We start from the raw sequence: 15,773 nt of genomic DNA on the forward strand, positions 1-15,773 counted from the left end.
GAGGTCATGATGAGTCTGAACGAAGCACAGCTAATTGAATGGCGACGTGAACTGCATACCTGGCCCGAACTTTCCGGTCAGGAATTTGCCACCACCGCGCGCCTTCGCCAGTGGCTCCAGGCCGCCGGGGTTCGCTTACTGGATTACCCACTGGCAACCGGCGTGGTGGCGGAAATCGGCCAGGGTGAAAATCTGATCGCACTGCGTGCCGATATTGACGCGTTGCCAATCCATGAAGCCAGCGGCGTCAGTTTTCATTCCCGTCAGCCCGGCGTCATGCATGCCTGCGGTCACGATCTCCATACTGCCGTCATGCTGGGCGCTGCACTTGAGCTGCAGACAAGGGCGCATCAACTACCAGGACGGGTACGTATTTTATTTCAGCCCGCCGAAGAGATCGCACGCGGTGCCAGACAGTTTATTGAGGCCGGCGTGCTGGAGGGCGTTCAGGCAATTTTTGGCATGCATAACGAGCCGGGCCTGCCGAGCGGCACCTTTGCCACGCGCAGCGGTGCGTTTTATGCCAATGCAGACAAGTTCGTCATTCAGGTTACCGGCAAAGGCGCGCATGCGGCGCATCCTGAGCAGGGCGTGGATGCCATTGTGGTGGCCAGCCAGATTATTCAGGCTCTTCAGACGCTGACCAGTCGCAGCTTCAATACGCTCGACAGCCTGGTGCTCAGCGTGACCCGCATTGATGGCGGCAAAACCTGGAATGTATTGCCGGGTTCTGTGGAATTTGGCGGCACTGCCCGCACCCACGACCTGCAACGCCGTGCCGAACTGGAAGACCGTGTGCGCACGCTGGTGGAGCACATCGCCCGGGCCAGCGGCGCGCAGGCCAGTCTGAGCTGGCACGCCGGACCGCCTGTGCTGATCAATGATGCGCAGTGGGCGCAGTTTACCAGCGAAGTAGCGCACGATGTCGGCTATCGGGTACAGACGGCTGACCTGCATCTGGGGGGAGAAGACTTTGCCTTCTACCTGCAGCAGGTGCCCGGTGCCTTTGTCAGCATCGGCAGCGGCAGCGACTTTGGTCTGCACCATGCCGGTTTTACACCCGATGAAGCGTCGATCGCGCCCGCTGCCCACTACTTTGCTCAACTCGCGCAGCAGGCCCTGCGCCATCTTCATGACCGATGTCGTGAACCCGCCCTGAATTAAGTTCCACTTCCTGACGACCTGTGCGGCTTGTCGCGGACAACCGCCTGGCATTGTGACGCAGAAAAAAGAGAGTAATCATGACCACAAGACAGCTTAGACTGGGTACCCTGTTGCACGGTGCCTCGGGTAACATGTCCGCCTGGCGCCACCCGGCCGCTCAGGCGGATGCCAGCATCAGCTTCGACTATGCCAAAAAAATCGCGCGTAAAGCCGAGCAGGGCAAACTGGACTTTCTGTTTGTCGCCGATGGTCTGTTTATCAATGAAAAATCGATTCCTCACTTCCTGAACCGTTTTGAACCTTTAACGCTGCTCTCGGCGCTGGCCGGCGTTACGGAACATTTAGGGCTGGTGGGCACGGTCTCCACTTCCTATAGCGAACCTTTTACCGTGGCGCGCCAGTTCGCCAGCCTGGATCATCTGAGCGGTGGCCGCGCGGGCTGGAACGTCGTCACTTCGCCACTCGAAGGGTCGGCAAAAAACTTTTCCCGCCAGCAGCACCCGGAACACGCTTTGCGTTACCGCATTGCCGACGAATACCTTCAGGTAGTGAAAGGGCTGTGGGATTCATGGGAAGAGGATGCCTTCGTTCGCAACAAAGAGAGTGGCCAGTTCTTCGATCCCGCCAAACTACACACACTGCATCATCACGGCGATTTCTTTCAGGTACAGGGGCCGCTCAATATTTCACGCACGCCGCAGGGACGGCCTGTCATTTTCCAGGCCGGCGCGTCTGACGACGGTAAAAAGCTGGCGGCGCGACATGCCGATGCCATCTTTACGCACCAGCCGACGCGGGAAGAAGCCCAGGCCTTTTACCGGGATGTGAAGCAGCAGCTGGTGAAAAACGGACGGCAACCGGACGATTTGCATATCTTTCAGGGCGTCAGCGTCATTGTGGGTCGCGATGCAGAGGATGTGGAGCAGCAGTATCAAACTACCGCTGCGCTGGTCTCGATTGATGATGCGCTGAATTATCTCGGCCGCTTCTTCGATCACCATGACTTCTCCCAGTATCCGCTCGATGCGCCGTTCCCCGACGTTGGCGACATTGGCCAGAACAGTTTCCGCAGCACCACCGACGAAATTAAACGCAAAGCCCGTGAACAGGGACATTCACTGCGCCAGGCGGCACTGGAAGCCGCCACGCCACGGCCGCTGTTTCATGGCACGCCAGCGCAGGTTGCCGACGGCCTGCAGGCATGGTTTGAGAGCGGGGCTGCAGACGGTTTCATCATCAATGGCGGTACGCCGGATACGTTTGAGCGCTTTGTTGATGAAGTGGTGCCTGTTTTGCAGGCGCGTGGCCTGACAAGACGTGAGTATCCGGGGCGCACACTGCGTGGCAGCTTCGCCTTGCCCAAGCCGGTCAATCAGTTCACTTTGCAATAAGGACCTTTGCTATGCAGAAAAAAATGCTGATGGCGCTGATGCTGCTGACGGCCAGCGCTACCAGCCAGGCGGAAAGCACCAGCGTCGCGGTAAATGGGCAGCGCGTCAGTCTTGAAGCCAATAAAACGCCTGTCCATACCGTAAAGAATGCGCAGGCCATCGCACAGTTGCCCGCCGGTTACCACTTTGCTGTGCCGGGTTCGTTCACGGTGGCGGTGGCGGCCCTGAACTCGCCGCCGCTCACCGTTTTCTCGGACGACAATACCACGTTGTTGGGGAGCGAAGTCGATATCGCGCGACTGGTCGCAGACAGCCTGGGGTTAAAGCTCAACGTGGTGCCCACCTCGTGGGAGGACTGGCCGCTGGGCGTGGCGTCCGGAAAATATGATGCCGCCATTACCAACATCACCGTGACGAAGGCGCGCAAAGCGAAATTCGATTTTGCTACCTACCGCAAAGATTCGCTGGGGTTCTACGTAAAAACCAGCAGCCCGATTAAATCACTCACTCAAGCCGACGATATCGCCGGGCTGCGCATCATTGTCGGTTCCGGGACCAATCAGGAGGCCATTTTACTGGCCTGGGACAAACAAAATCAGGCCAAAGGGCTTAAACCGTTTACACCCATTTATACCAAAGACGATGCGGCACAGACGCTGGCGCTGCAGGCCGGACGTGCAGATGCCTATTTTGGCCCTAACGTGATTGGCGCCTGGAAAGCCGCGCTCAACGGTAAGACTCGTCTGGTCGGCAGTGTGGATGGCGGCTGGCCCAAGGCGGCGCATATCGCCGTGACGGTGAAGAAAGGCAGCGGCTTAGCGCAACCTGTCAGTACGGCGCTGAACGGCGTCATTCAAAATGGCGCTTACCAGAAGGTACTGGATCGCTGGGGCGAAGGCGTTGAACGCATCGACCATTCCGAAATTAATCCACCCGGTCTGGGTGACTGAGGCGCACACGATGAGTCAACAGCAATTCCGTGAACTGTCACCTGATGCACCAGAGTTAGAGCCCATTCTCACCGGCTTATTTGGTGAATATGCGGCCCGCTATGGCGATTACTTCAGCCGCCACAAGGAGCAGGAAAAAACCGAATGGTATCTGCCGCCGCACGGCTTATTCATCGTGCTGGAGCGCGACAAGGAGATTATCGCGATGGGGGCGTACAAACCTTACGACGCGCAGACGGCAGAGCTGAAGCGAATCTGGACGCGTGGCGATCTCCGGCGACAGGGGTTAGCCCTGGTGGTGCTGAAAGAGCTGGAGCGACGGGCCCTGCGCGCCGGTTATCAACGGCTGTTTCTGACTACCGGTTTCCGGCAGCCCGAGGCCGTTCGCTTATATACCGGCCACGGCTATGAGCCGCAGTTCGATCTGAGTGGCGATCTGGAGCGTTACGGGCAGCCACCGCACGATGGCCGCTTACGGTTTATCAAAGTGATTGGCGTGCACAGCGTTGTGCAGGCAAGTTAAGGAGTCAGTATGAACTCTCATCAACATTTACATGTCGTGCCTGCCCGTTATCCTGCCCGCACGCTGGGCGCGGTGGTCGCGCTGTTTATCCTGGCAGGCGTGGTGCAGTCGGTCGCGTTTAATCCACGCTGGGAATGGGGCGTGTTTGCCCGCTGGTTCTTTGATCCCGTCATTCTGCATGGTCTGGGGCAAACGCTGCTGCTAACGCTGTTGGGCACGGTATTCAGCCTGCTTTTAGGCGGGCTACTGGCGCTGGCGCGGCTGTCGTCGTCCTGGCTGTTAAGCAGCCTGGCGTGGGGATACATCTGGCTGTTTCGATCGCTGCCGCTTATCGTGGTGCTGATCATTCTCTATAACTTCTCTTATCTCTACGACACGCTGTCCATTGGCGTGCCTTTTACCACGCTGTCCTGGGGCCATTTTCAGACGATTAACGTGCTGGGGCAGTTTCCGGCGGCCGTCATTGGCCTGACCCTGGTCCAGGCGGCCTACAGTGCAGAGATCATCCGGGGTGGTTTTCTGGGCGTTGATCACGGTCAGGTGGAAGCGGCTTCCGCACTCGGGCTGTCTGCCACGCGGCGCACCTTCCGCATTATTCTGCCCCAGGCCCTACGCGCCATTATTCCCACGGCCTTTAACGAAATTATCAGCCTCGCGAAGGGCACGGCAATGGTCTATGTGCTGGCGATGCCGGAACTGTTTTACACCATTCAGATGATCTACAACCGCAACCAGGAGGTGATCCCCTTACTCATGGTCGGTGCGGCCTGGTATCTGATTATCACCACCGTTCTGTCACTGATTCAGCACAGCGTCGAACGCTGGCTGGCGCGTAGCGTCAGCCGTGAACCCCAACCGTCGCGCTGGCGACAATGGCGCAGCCGCGTCACACCGCTCAATCCTGTTGAGGAGATCAGCCATGTCCGAAGCCATTGATTACCGCGTAGCGCAACGTACCGGGGCCATCAGCATTACCGGGGTCAGCAAACGTTTCGGCAAGCTCAAGGCGCTGGACGACGTCTCGCTGGAACTTGAACCCGGTTCTGTGACGGTGATTCTGGGGCCATCCGGTTCAGGAAAGTCGACCCTGCTGCGCACCATCAACCATCTGGAACGCGTGGACGAAGGCTTTATTCAGATCGACGGTGAGTACATCGGTTATCAGCGTCGGGGAAATACACTCTATGAACTGAAGGCGCGAGCGATACTGCGCCAGCGCGTCAACGTTGGCTATGTTTTTCAGAACTTCAATTTGTTTCCTCATCTCACGGTGCTGGAAAATTTAATCGAAGCGCCGATAGCGCACCGGCAGCTCTCAAAACGTGAGGCGATCATCCGGGCTGGCGAGCTACTGGAAACGGTCGGCCTGCGCCATAAAGCGGATGCCTGGCCGCGTCATCTGTCGGGCGGTCAGCAACAACGCATTGCGATTGCCCGGGCCCTGATGCTGCAACCCCGTGTCATGTTGTTTGATGAGCCGACTTCCGCGCTGGATCCTGAACTGGTAGGCGAGGTGCTGGATGTGATTAAAAAACTGGCCCGCTCCGGCACCACCCTGGTTATCGTGACGCACGAGGTTGGCTTTGCCCGTGAAGTTGCCGACAACGTGGTGTTTATGGTGGACGGGAAAATTGTCGAGCAGGGCAGCAGTGCCCAGGTGCTAAACCATCCACGTCATGAACGCACCCGCCGCTTTCTGGCACGCGTATTATAAGGAGCCGCCGATATGAAATACGCGTCTCTGACGCTGTTAGCGGTGTTGGTGAGCGGTGCGGTATGCGCCGAAGAAAGACGGGATGCCGCCCAGAATGAACAGCCCATTCATGCGCCCGTGAACCCGGAAGCGGTGAGAAAAATCCCGGCGAATTTTCCGTTTGTGGAGCCGGGCACCTTGACCGTCGCCACCTCGGCTATCCACTCACCGCCGCTGGCGCTGCTGGCGTCGGATAACGTGACGCGCATTGGCAGCGATCCGGACATTGCCCGCCTGCTGGCAGACAGCCTGGGACTCAAACTGAAACTGGTGCCGGCCTCCTGGGAGGACTGGCCCCTGGGCATTCGCGCAGGCCGCTATGACGTAGCCATGTTTAACATCGCAGTAACCGAAGAGCGAAAGCAGAAATTTGATTTCGCGACCTATCGTGCCGATAACCATGCCTTTTCGGTCAAAGCTGACAGTCCCCTCCGCGCGATCACCTCACCGGCGGACGTGGCAGGGAAACGTATCATCGTGGCCTCGGGGACCAATCAGGAACGCATTCTGCTGAACTGGGACGCACAGAATCGGGCGAAGGGCTTGCCGCCGGTTACGCCGATCTATCTGACCGATGATGCTTCAGCCACGCTGTATCTGCTATCTGGGCGGGCCGATGTGATGTTTGGTCCACATTCTGTGGCGGCCTGGAAAGTCGCCTCACGGGGCCAGACGAAACTGGTGGGCCAGGGGCCGTTTCGCGCCTGGGTTGCCGTCACGACGAAAAAGGGCAATGGCCTGGCGGCGGCGCTGCAAACTGCACTCGATGGCACGATTGCAGGCGGACAATATCAGCAGGTTTTGCAACGCTGGGGTGAGCAGGATGAGGCGATCACCCATTCCACGATTAACCCACCCGGTATTGTGTACTGATTCAGGGCCTGCAGGCGGATTTTCCCCCACAGGCCCTGACAGTCCAGTGCCAGCACGGGCGAATAATCCCGTCTCATCTGACAGAAGAAGGCTGCGCGGTCAGCCTGTTTTCGCTCATCCCTTCCTGATATAAACAGGCTGCATGGCCGGTTGCCCTGGCAGGTTTTCCCGGCCTGCTCAGCGACGGGCGCATTGTGTTGCGCGTTTTACAGATTAATCCTACCACGATACAAAGCCTTACCGACTTAAGGTGGAATTGTTAACAATTAATTTGGCTTTGGTTAGCGAGTTTGGATGATTGTGTAAATTGTGATGCATGGCGCACATTACATCACCTGCGACCTTTGTCACACTATAGAAAAAAGGAGACATTGTATGACTGCCCAAACTTCCAGTCTGATGTTGCTGATGTCTTTCGCCGCAGGGACATTTTCAGCCGGTGCATCGAATAACCCGCAACATTTGATGTTCGCCAGCCCGTCTGCTGGCGTGCCCAATAATCCGTTGCCGCTCATCATCTGGCCGCGCGTTGTGCCTGAAGAGGAAGAGGACATCGCGCGCTGGTTTGAGACGACGTTTGAAAAAAATGGCTGGCCTTCGGACTGGCGCGATCAGATCTTCCCCTACATGCACTATCATCCCAACACGCATGAGCTGCTGGGTGTGGCGGAAGGCTGGGCTGAAGTGCTGTTTGGTGGGGACAGCGGCCGTATGATTACCCTGCGGGCGGGCGATGCCGTCCTGATTCCTGCGGGCGTTGGGCACCGTCAGGTGTCGGCCAGCGAAGACTTCGTGGCCGTGGGCGCGTATCCCGAGGGCCTGAAGCCCGAGATTCTGCGCGACGAAATCGGCCTGCTCAAACTGTCGCAGGAAAAAGTGAAAAAAGTGCCCCTGCCAACACGCGATCCCTTCACAGGCAAAGCCGGGGCGATGACGGAGATCTGGAATCCCGTTGCCACCATCATGCACCAGCAGTAAGGCAGGGACCCGCTGCACGGTTGCGCTGCCGTTTTTTACGCCGCGCAACCGCCCCTTGTTTCTCCCGGCAAGGGCAAGTGACTGCCACGTCATAGCCGACTTTTCCCCCTTTACGCCGCGTTTCGCTCTGGCGAAATTGTCTTTATTAACCTGCTGTTTTTAGTAAATAAAATCCGTGTTTCCATGCGTTATCAGCAGACTGTGCTGACAATTTTGCCCTTCGATTTGTCCCGATTCATAAAAGTGCAAACATCGCGACTTACTTTCGCTGTATCTCTGGGACAGGCACGAAAGGTTAACTATGTTTTCAGTCGATCAGGTTATTGAGAGTTTCTGGCCTAACCAGCGTCCTGCCAACTGGCAGAAACGGATGCTGAAGTGGGTGTTGCGTGAAGATGAATTCCAGCGCTTTGCCGCGCGCTATCCGCACCTGAAAGGGCTGGATATGGTGGAGCAGGTACTGGAACACCTTGATGTACGCTGCGAACTCAGCGAGCGCGATCTGGAACAAATTCCGCCGCGCGGCCCGGTCGTGGTGGTGGCGAACCATCCGCTGGGCACGATTGATGGCATGGCACTCCTGCATGCGATCTCTCAGGTGCGCCGTGATGTCAAAATCGTGGCAAACCGGTTGATTATGTTACTGGAGCCGCTCAACAGTCTGATGTTGCCTGTCGACAACATCGGTAACCGTACCAGCCGCCAGCAGCTGCAACACATGCAGCAGCACCTCAATAATCAGGGCGTACTGATTATTTTCCCTGCCGGGGAAGTTTCCCGTCTCACCAGCGCGGGCGTTCGCGACCGTGAATGGCATCACAGCTTCCTGCGCCTTGCCGCGAAAGCCCGCGCACCGCTGGTACCGGTGCACGTTGAAGGGCGTAACAGCTCCCTGTTTTACACCACCGCCAAAGTCGCCCCACCGGTGGCGATGCTGATGCTGGTGCGTGAAATGTTTAAGCAGCGCGGCATGCGCATCAAACTGCGCATTGGGGCACAGATTCCGTTCGCGCACTGGCACGATGGTCACACGCCAGGCAAAGAGCTGGCAAAACGTGTGCGTAAACATGTCTATCGCCTGGGGCAGGGAAAAAAGGGGCTCTTCCAGACCGAATCCGCTATCGCCCTGGCGGAAGACCGCGCTGAACTGAAGAAAGCGCTACTGCAAAGCGAGCTGCTGGGAACGACCACCGACGGTAAGCAGATCTATCTGTGGCGACGCAACGGCGCAACCTGGGTGCCAATCCTGCGCGAGCTGGGCCGGTTGCGTGAAATTGCGTTTCGCGCCGTGGGCGAGGGCAGCGGACGTCGTCGTGACCTGGACAGCTACGATGATGACTATTATCACCTGATTCTGTGGGATGACGCCGAACTGGAAATCGTCGGTGCCTACCGGTTTATTCCGGGTGGCGAACAACTGGAACGGCGCGGAATGGAAGGTCTCTACAGCCACAGCCTGTTCCATTACGATGAACGGATGATCCCGATCCTGCGCCAGGGCATCGAGCTGGGCCGTAGCTTTATTCAGCCAGCCTATTGGGGCAAACGTGGACTGGATTACCTCTGGCTCGGCATTGGTGCCTATGTCGCCAAATATCCCGAAGTACGCTATCTGTTCGGGCCGGTCTCGATTTCAGGCACCATGCCGCTGGCGGCGCGTGATTTGCTGGTGGCGTTCTACCGCATCTACTTCCCGACAGATTTTCCGCTGGCCACCTCACGCTGCCCGTATCCGGCCTCGCTGCCTGACGTGCTGGCACAGTTCAGCGGTAATGATTACAAAGAGGATCTGCAGCGGCTGAAACAACTGCTCAGTAACCTTGGCGCCGCGATTCCGACCCTGTACAAACAGTACTGCGAAGTGTACGAGCCGGGCGGCGTGCAGTTTATTGATTTCGGAAGCGATCCCGATTTTAACAACTGTATTGATGGGCTGGTGCTGGCGGATCTCACCAAAATCAAGCCGTCGCGCTATGAACGTTACGTGGCGGTGCATCTGCCGAAGTAGCGGGATGTCACGGTGCTGTCATCAACGTGTCGTAACGTTTAACGCAGGACGTTTATGGCAAAGGCACAGTAGATATGGCCGCACTCTCTCTCACCGGGCTGCATAAGGCCTTCGCGGCGCAGCCGGTTATCCATGACGTAACGCTGAAGATCCAGCAGGGCGAATTTGTCGCCGTGCTGGGTCCGTCCGGCTGCGGCAAGACAACCTTGCTACGCCTGATCGCCGGATTCGAAACGCTGGATCGCGGCGAGATTCGGGTGGACGACACCGTGTTTGCTGCTCCGGATTTTCACCTGCCTCCGGAACGTCGCGATCTTGGCGTGGTGTTTCAAAACTACGCGCTGTGGCCGCACATGACGGTGGCCGAAAACGTGGGCTACAGCCTGAAAGTCACCGGCGTAAACCGAACTGAACGGGCGGATCGCATCCGGCAGGCCTTGACGCTGGTCGATCTGCTGGCGTTTGCCGATCGGCACCCGGCCGATCTCTCCGGGGGCCAGCGTCAGCGCGTGGCGCTGGCGCGTTGTCTGGTGGCCAGGCCACGGCTGGTGCTGCTTGATGAACCCCTGGCTAACCTTGACGTACATCTGCGCGCGGCGATGGAAGACGAATTTCGCCGTTTTCATCGTCACAGCGGCGCGACGCTGATTTACATCACCCACGATCAGCGTGAGGCCATGGCACTGGCCGATCGTATTGTGGTGATGGAGGGTGGTCAGGTGATGCAGTTTGCCTCGCCACAAACCTTGTGGCGCGAACCGGCCAACGAGATGGTTGCTACCTTTATCGATGAAGGACGTGTGCTACCGATACAGGATATTGAACCCCTGGGACAGGGCGTGGCATCGGTCATGCTCTGCGGTACGCGACTACGGCTGCGTTGTGCCGCGCAGCAGACAGCCTTACCTTATGGCAAAGCCAGTTTCCATCGCGCCAGTTTCCGCCTGGCCCGGGGCGAAACCGGGCATTTTGCCGCGCAGATCACACGTCTGGTCTACCGTGGCGGTCATTACGACGTCCATCTGTCCCCCTCGGCAGCGCCTGATGTGTCTTTTACCCTGGCCCTCAACGACGTTTCTGCGCTTACGGTTGACGATACCGTCGGCATTATCGTGACTGACGGCTGGATTCTCCCCGCATAAAGGACTTCAGACAGTATGAAAAAGGCTATTTTCACTTCGGTGACCTCGCTGCTGTTTACCGTATTGCTGGCAGGCTCAGCGCTGGCGCAGGCGGCAGACCAGCCCACCGGTAAACTGGTGGTGTACACCTCGCAGGCACCGGAAATTGCACAGCAAACGATGGATGCGTTCAAAGCGGCCTATCCCGATATTCAGGTGGAGTGGACGCGCAACGGCACCACGCAGTTAATGAATGTGCTGCATACGGAAATGATGAGCGGCAGAGTCAAGCCTGATGTGCTGCTGGTTGCGGATGCCATTAATCTCGGCGCGCTGAAGAAAGAGCAGCAGCTCTATGCCTATCAGGACGCCCCCGTTGCACACCTGAAGCCGTCCTTCTACGATCGTGACAAGACCTTTTTTGGCACCAAGATCATTGCCACGGTCATTGCCTACAACACGCAACGGGCCAAACCGGTCAACAGCTGGAACGCATTGCTCAACGCCGATAACAAAGGGCAAATCGCGATGCCGAGTCCGCTCTATTCCGGGGCGGCCTTGTACAAACTGCATACCGACATCGCCACGCCTGACATCGGCTGGAACTTCTATAAACAGCTGGCGGCGCTGGGCATTGCGCCGCAGGGAGGCAACGGGCCAGCACTGAAAGCCGTGGCGAGCGGGATGGATAAATATGGCGTGATCACCGATGCCGATATTATCCGGGCGAAAAAGCAAGGATCGCCGATCGATCTGGTGTATCCCAAAGAGGGCGTGTCTTACGTCACCGAACCGGTTGCTATTATGAAATCCGTCCACAACCTGCCCGCTGCGAAAGCCTTTGTGAATTTTTTACTGTCAGAGCAGGGCCAGAAACTGGTGGCCGATCAGGGCAACCGGCCGGTTGACGATCGCGTAGCCGCGCCGGAAGGCTTTGTTCCGGTTGCGCAGATCAAACTGCTGACGCCGGACGTGGAAAAGGCGGTCGCAGATGATGCGCAGGTGCGGGCGCAGTTTACCGCACTGTTCGGAGGCTGAGCATGAGCGTGCTGAGTCACGACAGTCAGCCTCGCTGCTGGCATCTTACACGCGGGCGTTTTCGCGCCGAGCCGTGGGTGCTGGGCGTGCTGGTGTTGATGATTGGGCTGCTGTCGGTGGCGCCTTTTGCCCGGCTTATCTGGACGGCGGTAGCGCCGCAGGGCGTCCCCGATCTGACGCGGCTGGCGCAGTTGCTGGTCAGTCGGCGGGTCCTCAGTGCAACGCTCAATACCTTGAGTATCGGGCTTTGTGCCACACTGTTGTCGCTGCTGCTGGGCACGCTCGCTGCCTGGCTGGTCGCGCTCAGCGATATGCGCGCCAAAGCAGCCTGGGTTTTTGCGTTTATTCTGCCCTTGATGATTCCGCCCCAGGTGACCGCGCTGGCCTGGCTGCAGGCGCTGGCACCGGGTAGCCTGCTGGCCTCACTGTTTCAGTTACTGGGTTTACCCTGGTTCGCGCCAGGCGATCAGCCGCTCTTTTCATGGGGCGGCATCGTACTGCTGCTGGGCCTGCACAGCGCGCCGCTGGTGTTTCTGACGGTACGGGCCGGTCTGCGGCGTTTACCCGCCGAACTGGTGGAAGCGGCGCGTATCAGTGGCGCGTCACATGGGCAGATTCTTCGCACCATCATTTTGCCGCTGGCGCGTCCGGCCCTGTTTGCCGGCGCCGCGCTGGCCTTTGTCGCGGCCGTCGGCAATTTTGGTATTCAGGCCATGCTGGGCATTCCGGCGCGCCTGCCGACGCTTATCACCCTCGTCTATCAACAGCTTAACGCGACAGGTCCGGGTGCGTTGCCGGACACGGCTGTCTATTCGTTGCTGATGGCGCTGATTAGCCTGTCGGGCATGTTGCTGAGCGGCTGGCTGGGCGGACGGCGCGATGTCCGCGTCAGTGGATCCCCGCAGGCGTGGCGACAACCGCTACAGGGCGCACGTTTGCCGACAGAAATTCTGGCCTGGCTGTGGATGGTCGCAACGCTTATCCTGCCCGTCAGTGCGTTGCTGACCAGCGCGTTGACGCGGGGTTTTGGACAGGCTCTGACGTGGCAAACCCTGACGCTGGAAAACTTTTTTCAGGCGCTGTGGGGCTATCCCGCCATCCGCCATGCTTTTGCAACCAGCCTGTGGCTGACCGGGCTGGCGACGCTGATCCTGACCGCCATGGCGCTGTTTCTGGCTTTTTTTCTGAGCTGGCAGCGTACCCGACTGGTTCGCGGCCTGTGGTTCGCCAGCGAGCTGACCTATGCGCTGCCTGGTATTGTCACCGGCGTGGCGGCAATCCTGTTTTTTCTGCCGCCGCTTCCGCTGCTGGACGTGTCGATTTATGGCACGGTCTGGATCATTCTGGCCGCCTATCTGTCCAACTTTCTGGCGCTGGTGTTGCGGCCTGTGCTGGCTGGCTTCGCGCAAATCGAACCTGCGCTTGATGAAGCCGCCCGTCTGTGTGGCGCAGGACTGATGCGCCGTATGCGCGATATCTTACTGCCGCTGGCCGCACCCTCCGCACTGGCAGGCGGTCTGTTGGTGTTTCTTACCGCGTTAAACGAAATTCAGGTATCGGTTCTGCTGGTGACATCGGAAACGCAAACCCTCGGTCCCACGATTATCTTTCTTGATGAAGGCGGATCTGCCCCGCTGGCGGCGGCGGTGGGTTGCCTGATGATACTGGTGGTTCTGACCTTAATGCTGCTGGCGACGCGTTTAACGCGTCGTCTGCCACAGGGTACATTGCCATGGCAAGCCTGACCGTTGTAAGCGGGGTGGGCGGCAAATTGCCCGCGGCGTTCCTGCTGGAGATTCAGGGCTATCGTCTGCTGTGGGACCTGGGAGCCGGGCCGGAGCCGGGCGTCAGACCCGATCTGGCCGCCATCGGTCAGGTTGATGCGATCTGCCTGACCCATTCTCATCGCGATCATACCGGGGCGCTGGACAGCTGGCAGCAACTGGGCTCGCCACCGGTTTACGCGACGGACATCACCTGGCAGCAGTTGGGCGACGGTCCGGTGCCTGCGCGCTGCCGACATGCGCTGCCTTTACAGGGCCAGTGCGCCGTAGGGCCACTGAATCTGTTTACCGGCCGGAGCGGACATTCACCGGGATCCGTGTGGCTTCATCTGCCTGTCGCTGGCGGCATCACCTATATGGGTGACTGGAGCCGCGAGTCATTATTGTTACCGTTTGACCGCCCACCACGGGCGCGCTGGCTGATTACCGATGCGTCCTACGGCGACCGTCATCAGCGTCTGCATCAACAGGTCGACGCGCTGGTGCAGGCGGCCCGACACGGGGTGGTGGTCACGGCACCGTTACATGGCAGAGGGCCAGAGATGGCCCTGCGACTGCGCAGCCAGGGATTACCGGTCAGGCTGTGTCCGCAGGTGCGCGAGGAAGTCTCCCAGTTGCTGGCGCAAAAAACGTTACCGGCCGCCACGGCGCTGGCGTTACTGCCGCTGCTGCGCGAGCCGACACCGGCACGCTGGCAACCTGACAGCGTAATCGTGGCTGCCGATGCGGTCGCCGACAGCGGTCTGGCGGCCACGCTGAGCCACTGCCCTGAGTTTACCCTGATTTTTAGTAGCCACGTCGCCCGCGGGACACGAGCCTTTGAGATGCTGCAAAACGGGCTGGCGCAGTGGCTGCCCTGGAACGTTCATCCGCCGCTGGACGATCAACTGGCCCTGATAAAACACTGCGGAGCCGAGCAGGTGATCCCCGCCTTTGTCGCACCCGAACAGTGTCAGCAGTTGATGGCCCGTGCGGGTAGCACGCTGTGCTGGCAGCGTCACTTCACGCTGTCATCCCGCTGGGAGAGTTTTGTCTGACGCTTTAGCAAACGGCTTCAACTGTAAAGCCCGTACTGCTGGACCGGCGCATGGCCCGGATTATCCCGGATGCGGCGTACCGAATCGCGCACCACCAGTTTGCCGTTCAGCAGCAGGTTACCCGGAGGAAGATCCGGATCTAACCGGAGCGACTGAAGAATTCTCACCGCGGCTTCGCCCAGCTCATCGCGTGGCACCTGTACTGAGGTTAAGGGAATCTCCTGAACGGTCGCCAGGTTAAAACCATCCATGCTCATCACCGACACATCCTCCGGCACCCGCAGGCCCGCCTGCTGTAACGCCTGAACCGCCCCGGCGGCAATATAATCGCCGCTGGCCAGAATGGCCGTGGGCCGCTGCGCCTGAGGGCAATGGCGCAGGTAGTCGCTCAGCCGGTCGCGGGCGTCATTGCTGCTAAAGCTGTTCAGCGTTAGCAGATGCTGACGACTGTCGAAGCGCAGATTCATGGCATGCCAGGCATCACGGACGCCTTGTAGCCGCTGCTCCATCGTGTAGCGGCGCAGGCAGTGCAGCGACAGGATTTGCCGGTGGCCCTGTTCAAACAGATAGCGTGCTGAGAACTCGCCAATCAAATGATGATCGGGGGAGACCGACGGCAGGCGCATCCGGCGGTCGCGGGCATTAATCAGCACGCAGGGCTTGTGCATTTCAGCGGCCAGCTGATGGATATGTTCATCATCAATACCAATCACCAGCGCAGCTTCGGTCTGCTGCATCTTATCGATAAACAGTGCCGCATCGCTGTCGACTTCTTCCAGCGGGCAGTAGCGCACCCGGACATCGTGCGGTTTCACGGCTTCGCTGATCCCCTGGATCACCTTGTAATAGAAAATATCCGTACGGATATCGAAGGCACGCGGCGGCGCAAACACGATCAGGTCATTAAGCAGCAGCCGGCCATGGTGCAGGTTGTCCAGCACACCTTGCTGTTGGGCAATACGCAGTACCTTGTCGCGCGTGGCAGGGCGAATGTTGGCTTTGCCGGCCAGAACGCGTGAAACCGTGCTCACCGACACACCGCTCAGGGCGGCAATTTCGCTCACTTTTAAGCTTTGTTTCATTCTGTGATCGCCCTCAAGTCTGCAAATGAAAAATTTTTCATAAAGTGCTGAATCGTGTCCTTTCTGGTGTG

Annotated in this window: 14 protein-coding genes; 13 read left to right on the top strand and 1 reads right to left on the bottom strand. The window is 58.7% G+C overall.

Annotated elements, in window-relative coordinates:
- Nucleotides 1–9: 9 nt before the first annotated feature.
- From GC090_RS03590 to GC090_RS03650, 13 genes are all read left to right on the top strand, one after another.
- Nucleotides 10–1,164: an amidohydrolase gene (locus GC090_RS03590; protein WP_081316784.1), complete on the top strand. Its 1,155-nt coding sequence runs from the start codon at nucleotides 10–12 to the stop codon at nucleotides 1,162–1,164.
- 77 nt (nucleotides 1,165–1,241) lie between these two features.
- Nucleotides 1,242–2,555, top strand: coding sequence for an LLM class flavin-dependent oxidoreductase (locus tag GC090_RS03595; protein ID WP_324020876.1), 1,314 nt, complete (start codon nucleotides 1,242–1,244; stop codon nucleotides 2,553–2,555).
- Nucleotides 2,556–2,566: 11 nt separating this feature from the next.
- Nucleotides 2,567–3,505 (top strand): ABC transporter substrate-binding protein, encoded by a 939-nt coding sequence (locus tag GC090_RS03600; protein WP_205950752.1) that lies wholly within the window; start codon nucleotides 2,567–2,569, stop codon nucleotides 3,503–3,505.
- A 10-nt stretch (nucleotides 3,506–3,515) separates the two neighbouring features.
- Nucleotides 3,516–4,028 carry a GNAT family N-acetyltransferase gene (locus tag GC090_RS03605; RefSeq protein WP_006118148.1) on the top strand — a complete coding sequence of 171 codons (513 nt, stop codon included), beginning with the start codon at nucleotides 3,516–3,518 and terminating at the stop codon, nucleotides 4,026–4,028.
- Between the two features lie 9 nt (nucleotides 4,029–4,037).
- A complete protein-coding gene (locus GC090_RS03610) occupies nucleotides 4,038–4,964 on the top strand; it encodes an amino acid ABC transporter permease (RefSeq protein WP_058708812.1) in 927 nt (308 codons plus the stop codon).
- Nucleotides 4,948–5,742: an amino acid ABC transporter ATP-binding protein gene (locus tag GC090_RS03615; RefSeq protein WP_006118146.1), complete on the top strand. Its 795-nt coding sequence runs from the start codon at nucleotides 4,948–4,950 to the stop codon at nucleotides 5,740–5,742. The genes GC090_RS03610 and GC090_RS03615 overlap by 17 nt, the downstream gene beginning before the upstream one ends.
- Before the next feature lie 12 nt (nucleotides 5,743–5,754).
- Nucleotides 5,755–6,654, top strand: coding sequence for an ABC transporter substrate-binding protein (locus GC090_RS03620; protein ID WP_006118145.1), 900 nt, complete (start codon nucleotides 5,755–5,757; stop codon nucleotides 6,652–6,654).
- A 375-nt stretch (nucleotides 6,655–7,029) separates the two neighbouring features.
- Nucleotides 7,030–7,632 (top strand): cupin domain-containing protein, encoded by a 603-nt coding sequence (locus tag GC090_RS03625; protein WP_033739757.1) that lies wholly within the window; start codon nucleotides 7,030–7,032, stop codon nucleotides 7,630–7,632.
- A 301-nt stretch (nucleotides 7,633–7,933) separates the two neighbouring features.
- The gene (locus GC090_RS03630; protein ID WP_033739756.1) at nucleotides 7,934–9,640 is read left to right on the top strand and encodes a bifunctional ornithine lipid synthase OlsF; all 1,707 of its coding nucleotides are present in this window, start codon (nucleotides 7,934–7,936) and stop codon (nucleotides 9,638–9,640) included.
- Between the two features lie 74 nt (nucleotides 9,641–9,714).
- A complete protein-coding gene (locus GC090_RS03635; protein ID WP_324020878.1) occupies nucleotides 9,715–10,782 on the top strand; it encodes an ABC transporter ATP-binding protein in 1,068 nt (355 codons plus the stop codon).
- 15 nt (nucleotides 10,783–10,797) lie between these two features.
- On the top strand, nucleotides 10,798–11,799 hold the full coding sequence (locus GC090_RS03640) for an ABC transporter substrate-binding protein (protein WP_133745630.1): 1,002 nt from the start codon (nucleotides 10,798–10,800) through the stop codon (nucleotides 11,797–11,799).
- A gap of 2 nt (nucleotides 11,800–11,801) precedes the next feature.
- Nucleotides 11,802–13,544: an ABC transporter permease gene (locus GC090_RS03645; protein ID WP_033739752.1), complete on the top strand. Its 1,743-nt coding sequence runs from the start codon at nucleotides 11,802–11,804 to the stop codon at nucleotides 13,542–13,544.
- Entirely contained in the window at nucleotides 13,532–14,620 is a 1,089-nt protein-coding gene (locus GC090_RS03650) for an MBL fold metallo-hydrolase (protein ID WP_324020880.1), read from the top strand. The genes GC090_RS03645 and GC090_RS03650 overlap by 13 nt, the downstream gene beginning before the upstream one ends.
- 17 nt (nucleotides 14,621–14,637) lie before the next feature.
- Here GC090_RS03650 and GC090_RS03655 read toward each other — a convergent pair whose 3' ends face one another.
- Nucleotides 14,638–15,702, bottom strand: a complete 1,065-nt coding sequence (locus tag GC090_RS03655) for a LacI family DNA-binding transcriptional regulator (protein ID WP_039342364.1) — start codon at nucleotides 15,700–15,702, stop codon at nucleotides 14,638–14,640.
- Nucleotides 15,703–15,773 lie beyond the last annotated feature (71 nt).

Source organism: Pantoea sp. JZ29, from assembly GCF_035190385.1.
Classification (GTDB): domain Bacteria; phylum Pseudomonadota; class Gammaproteobacteria; order Enterobacterales; family Enterobacteriaceae; genus Pantoea; species Pantoea stewartii.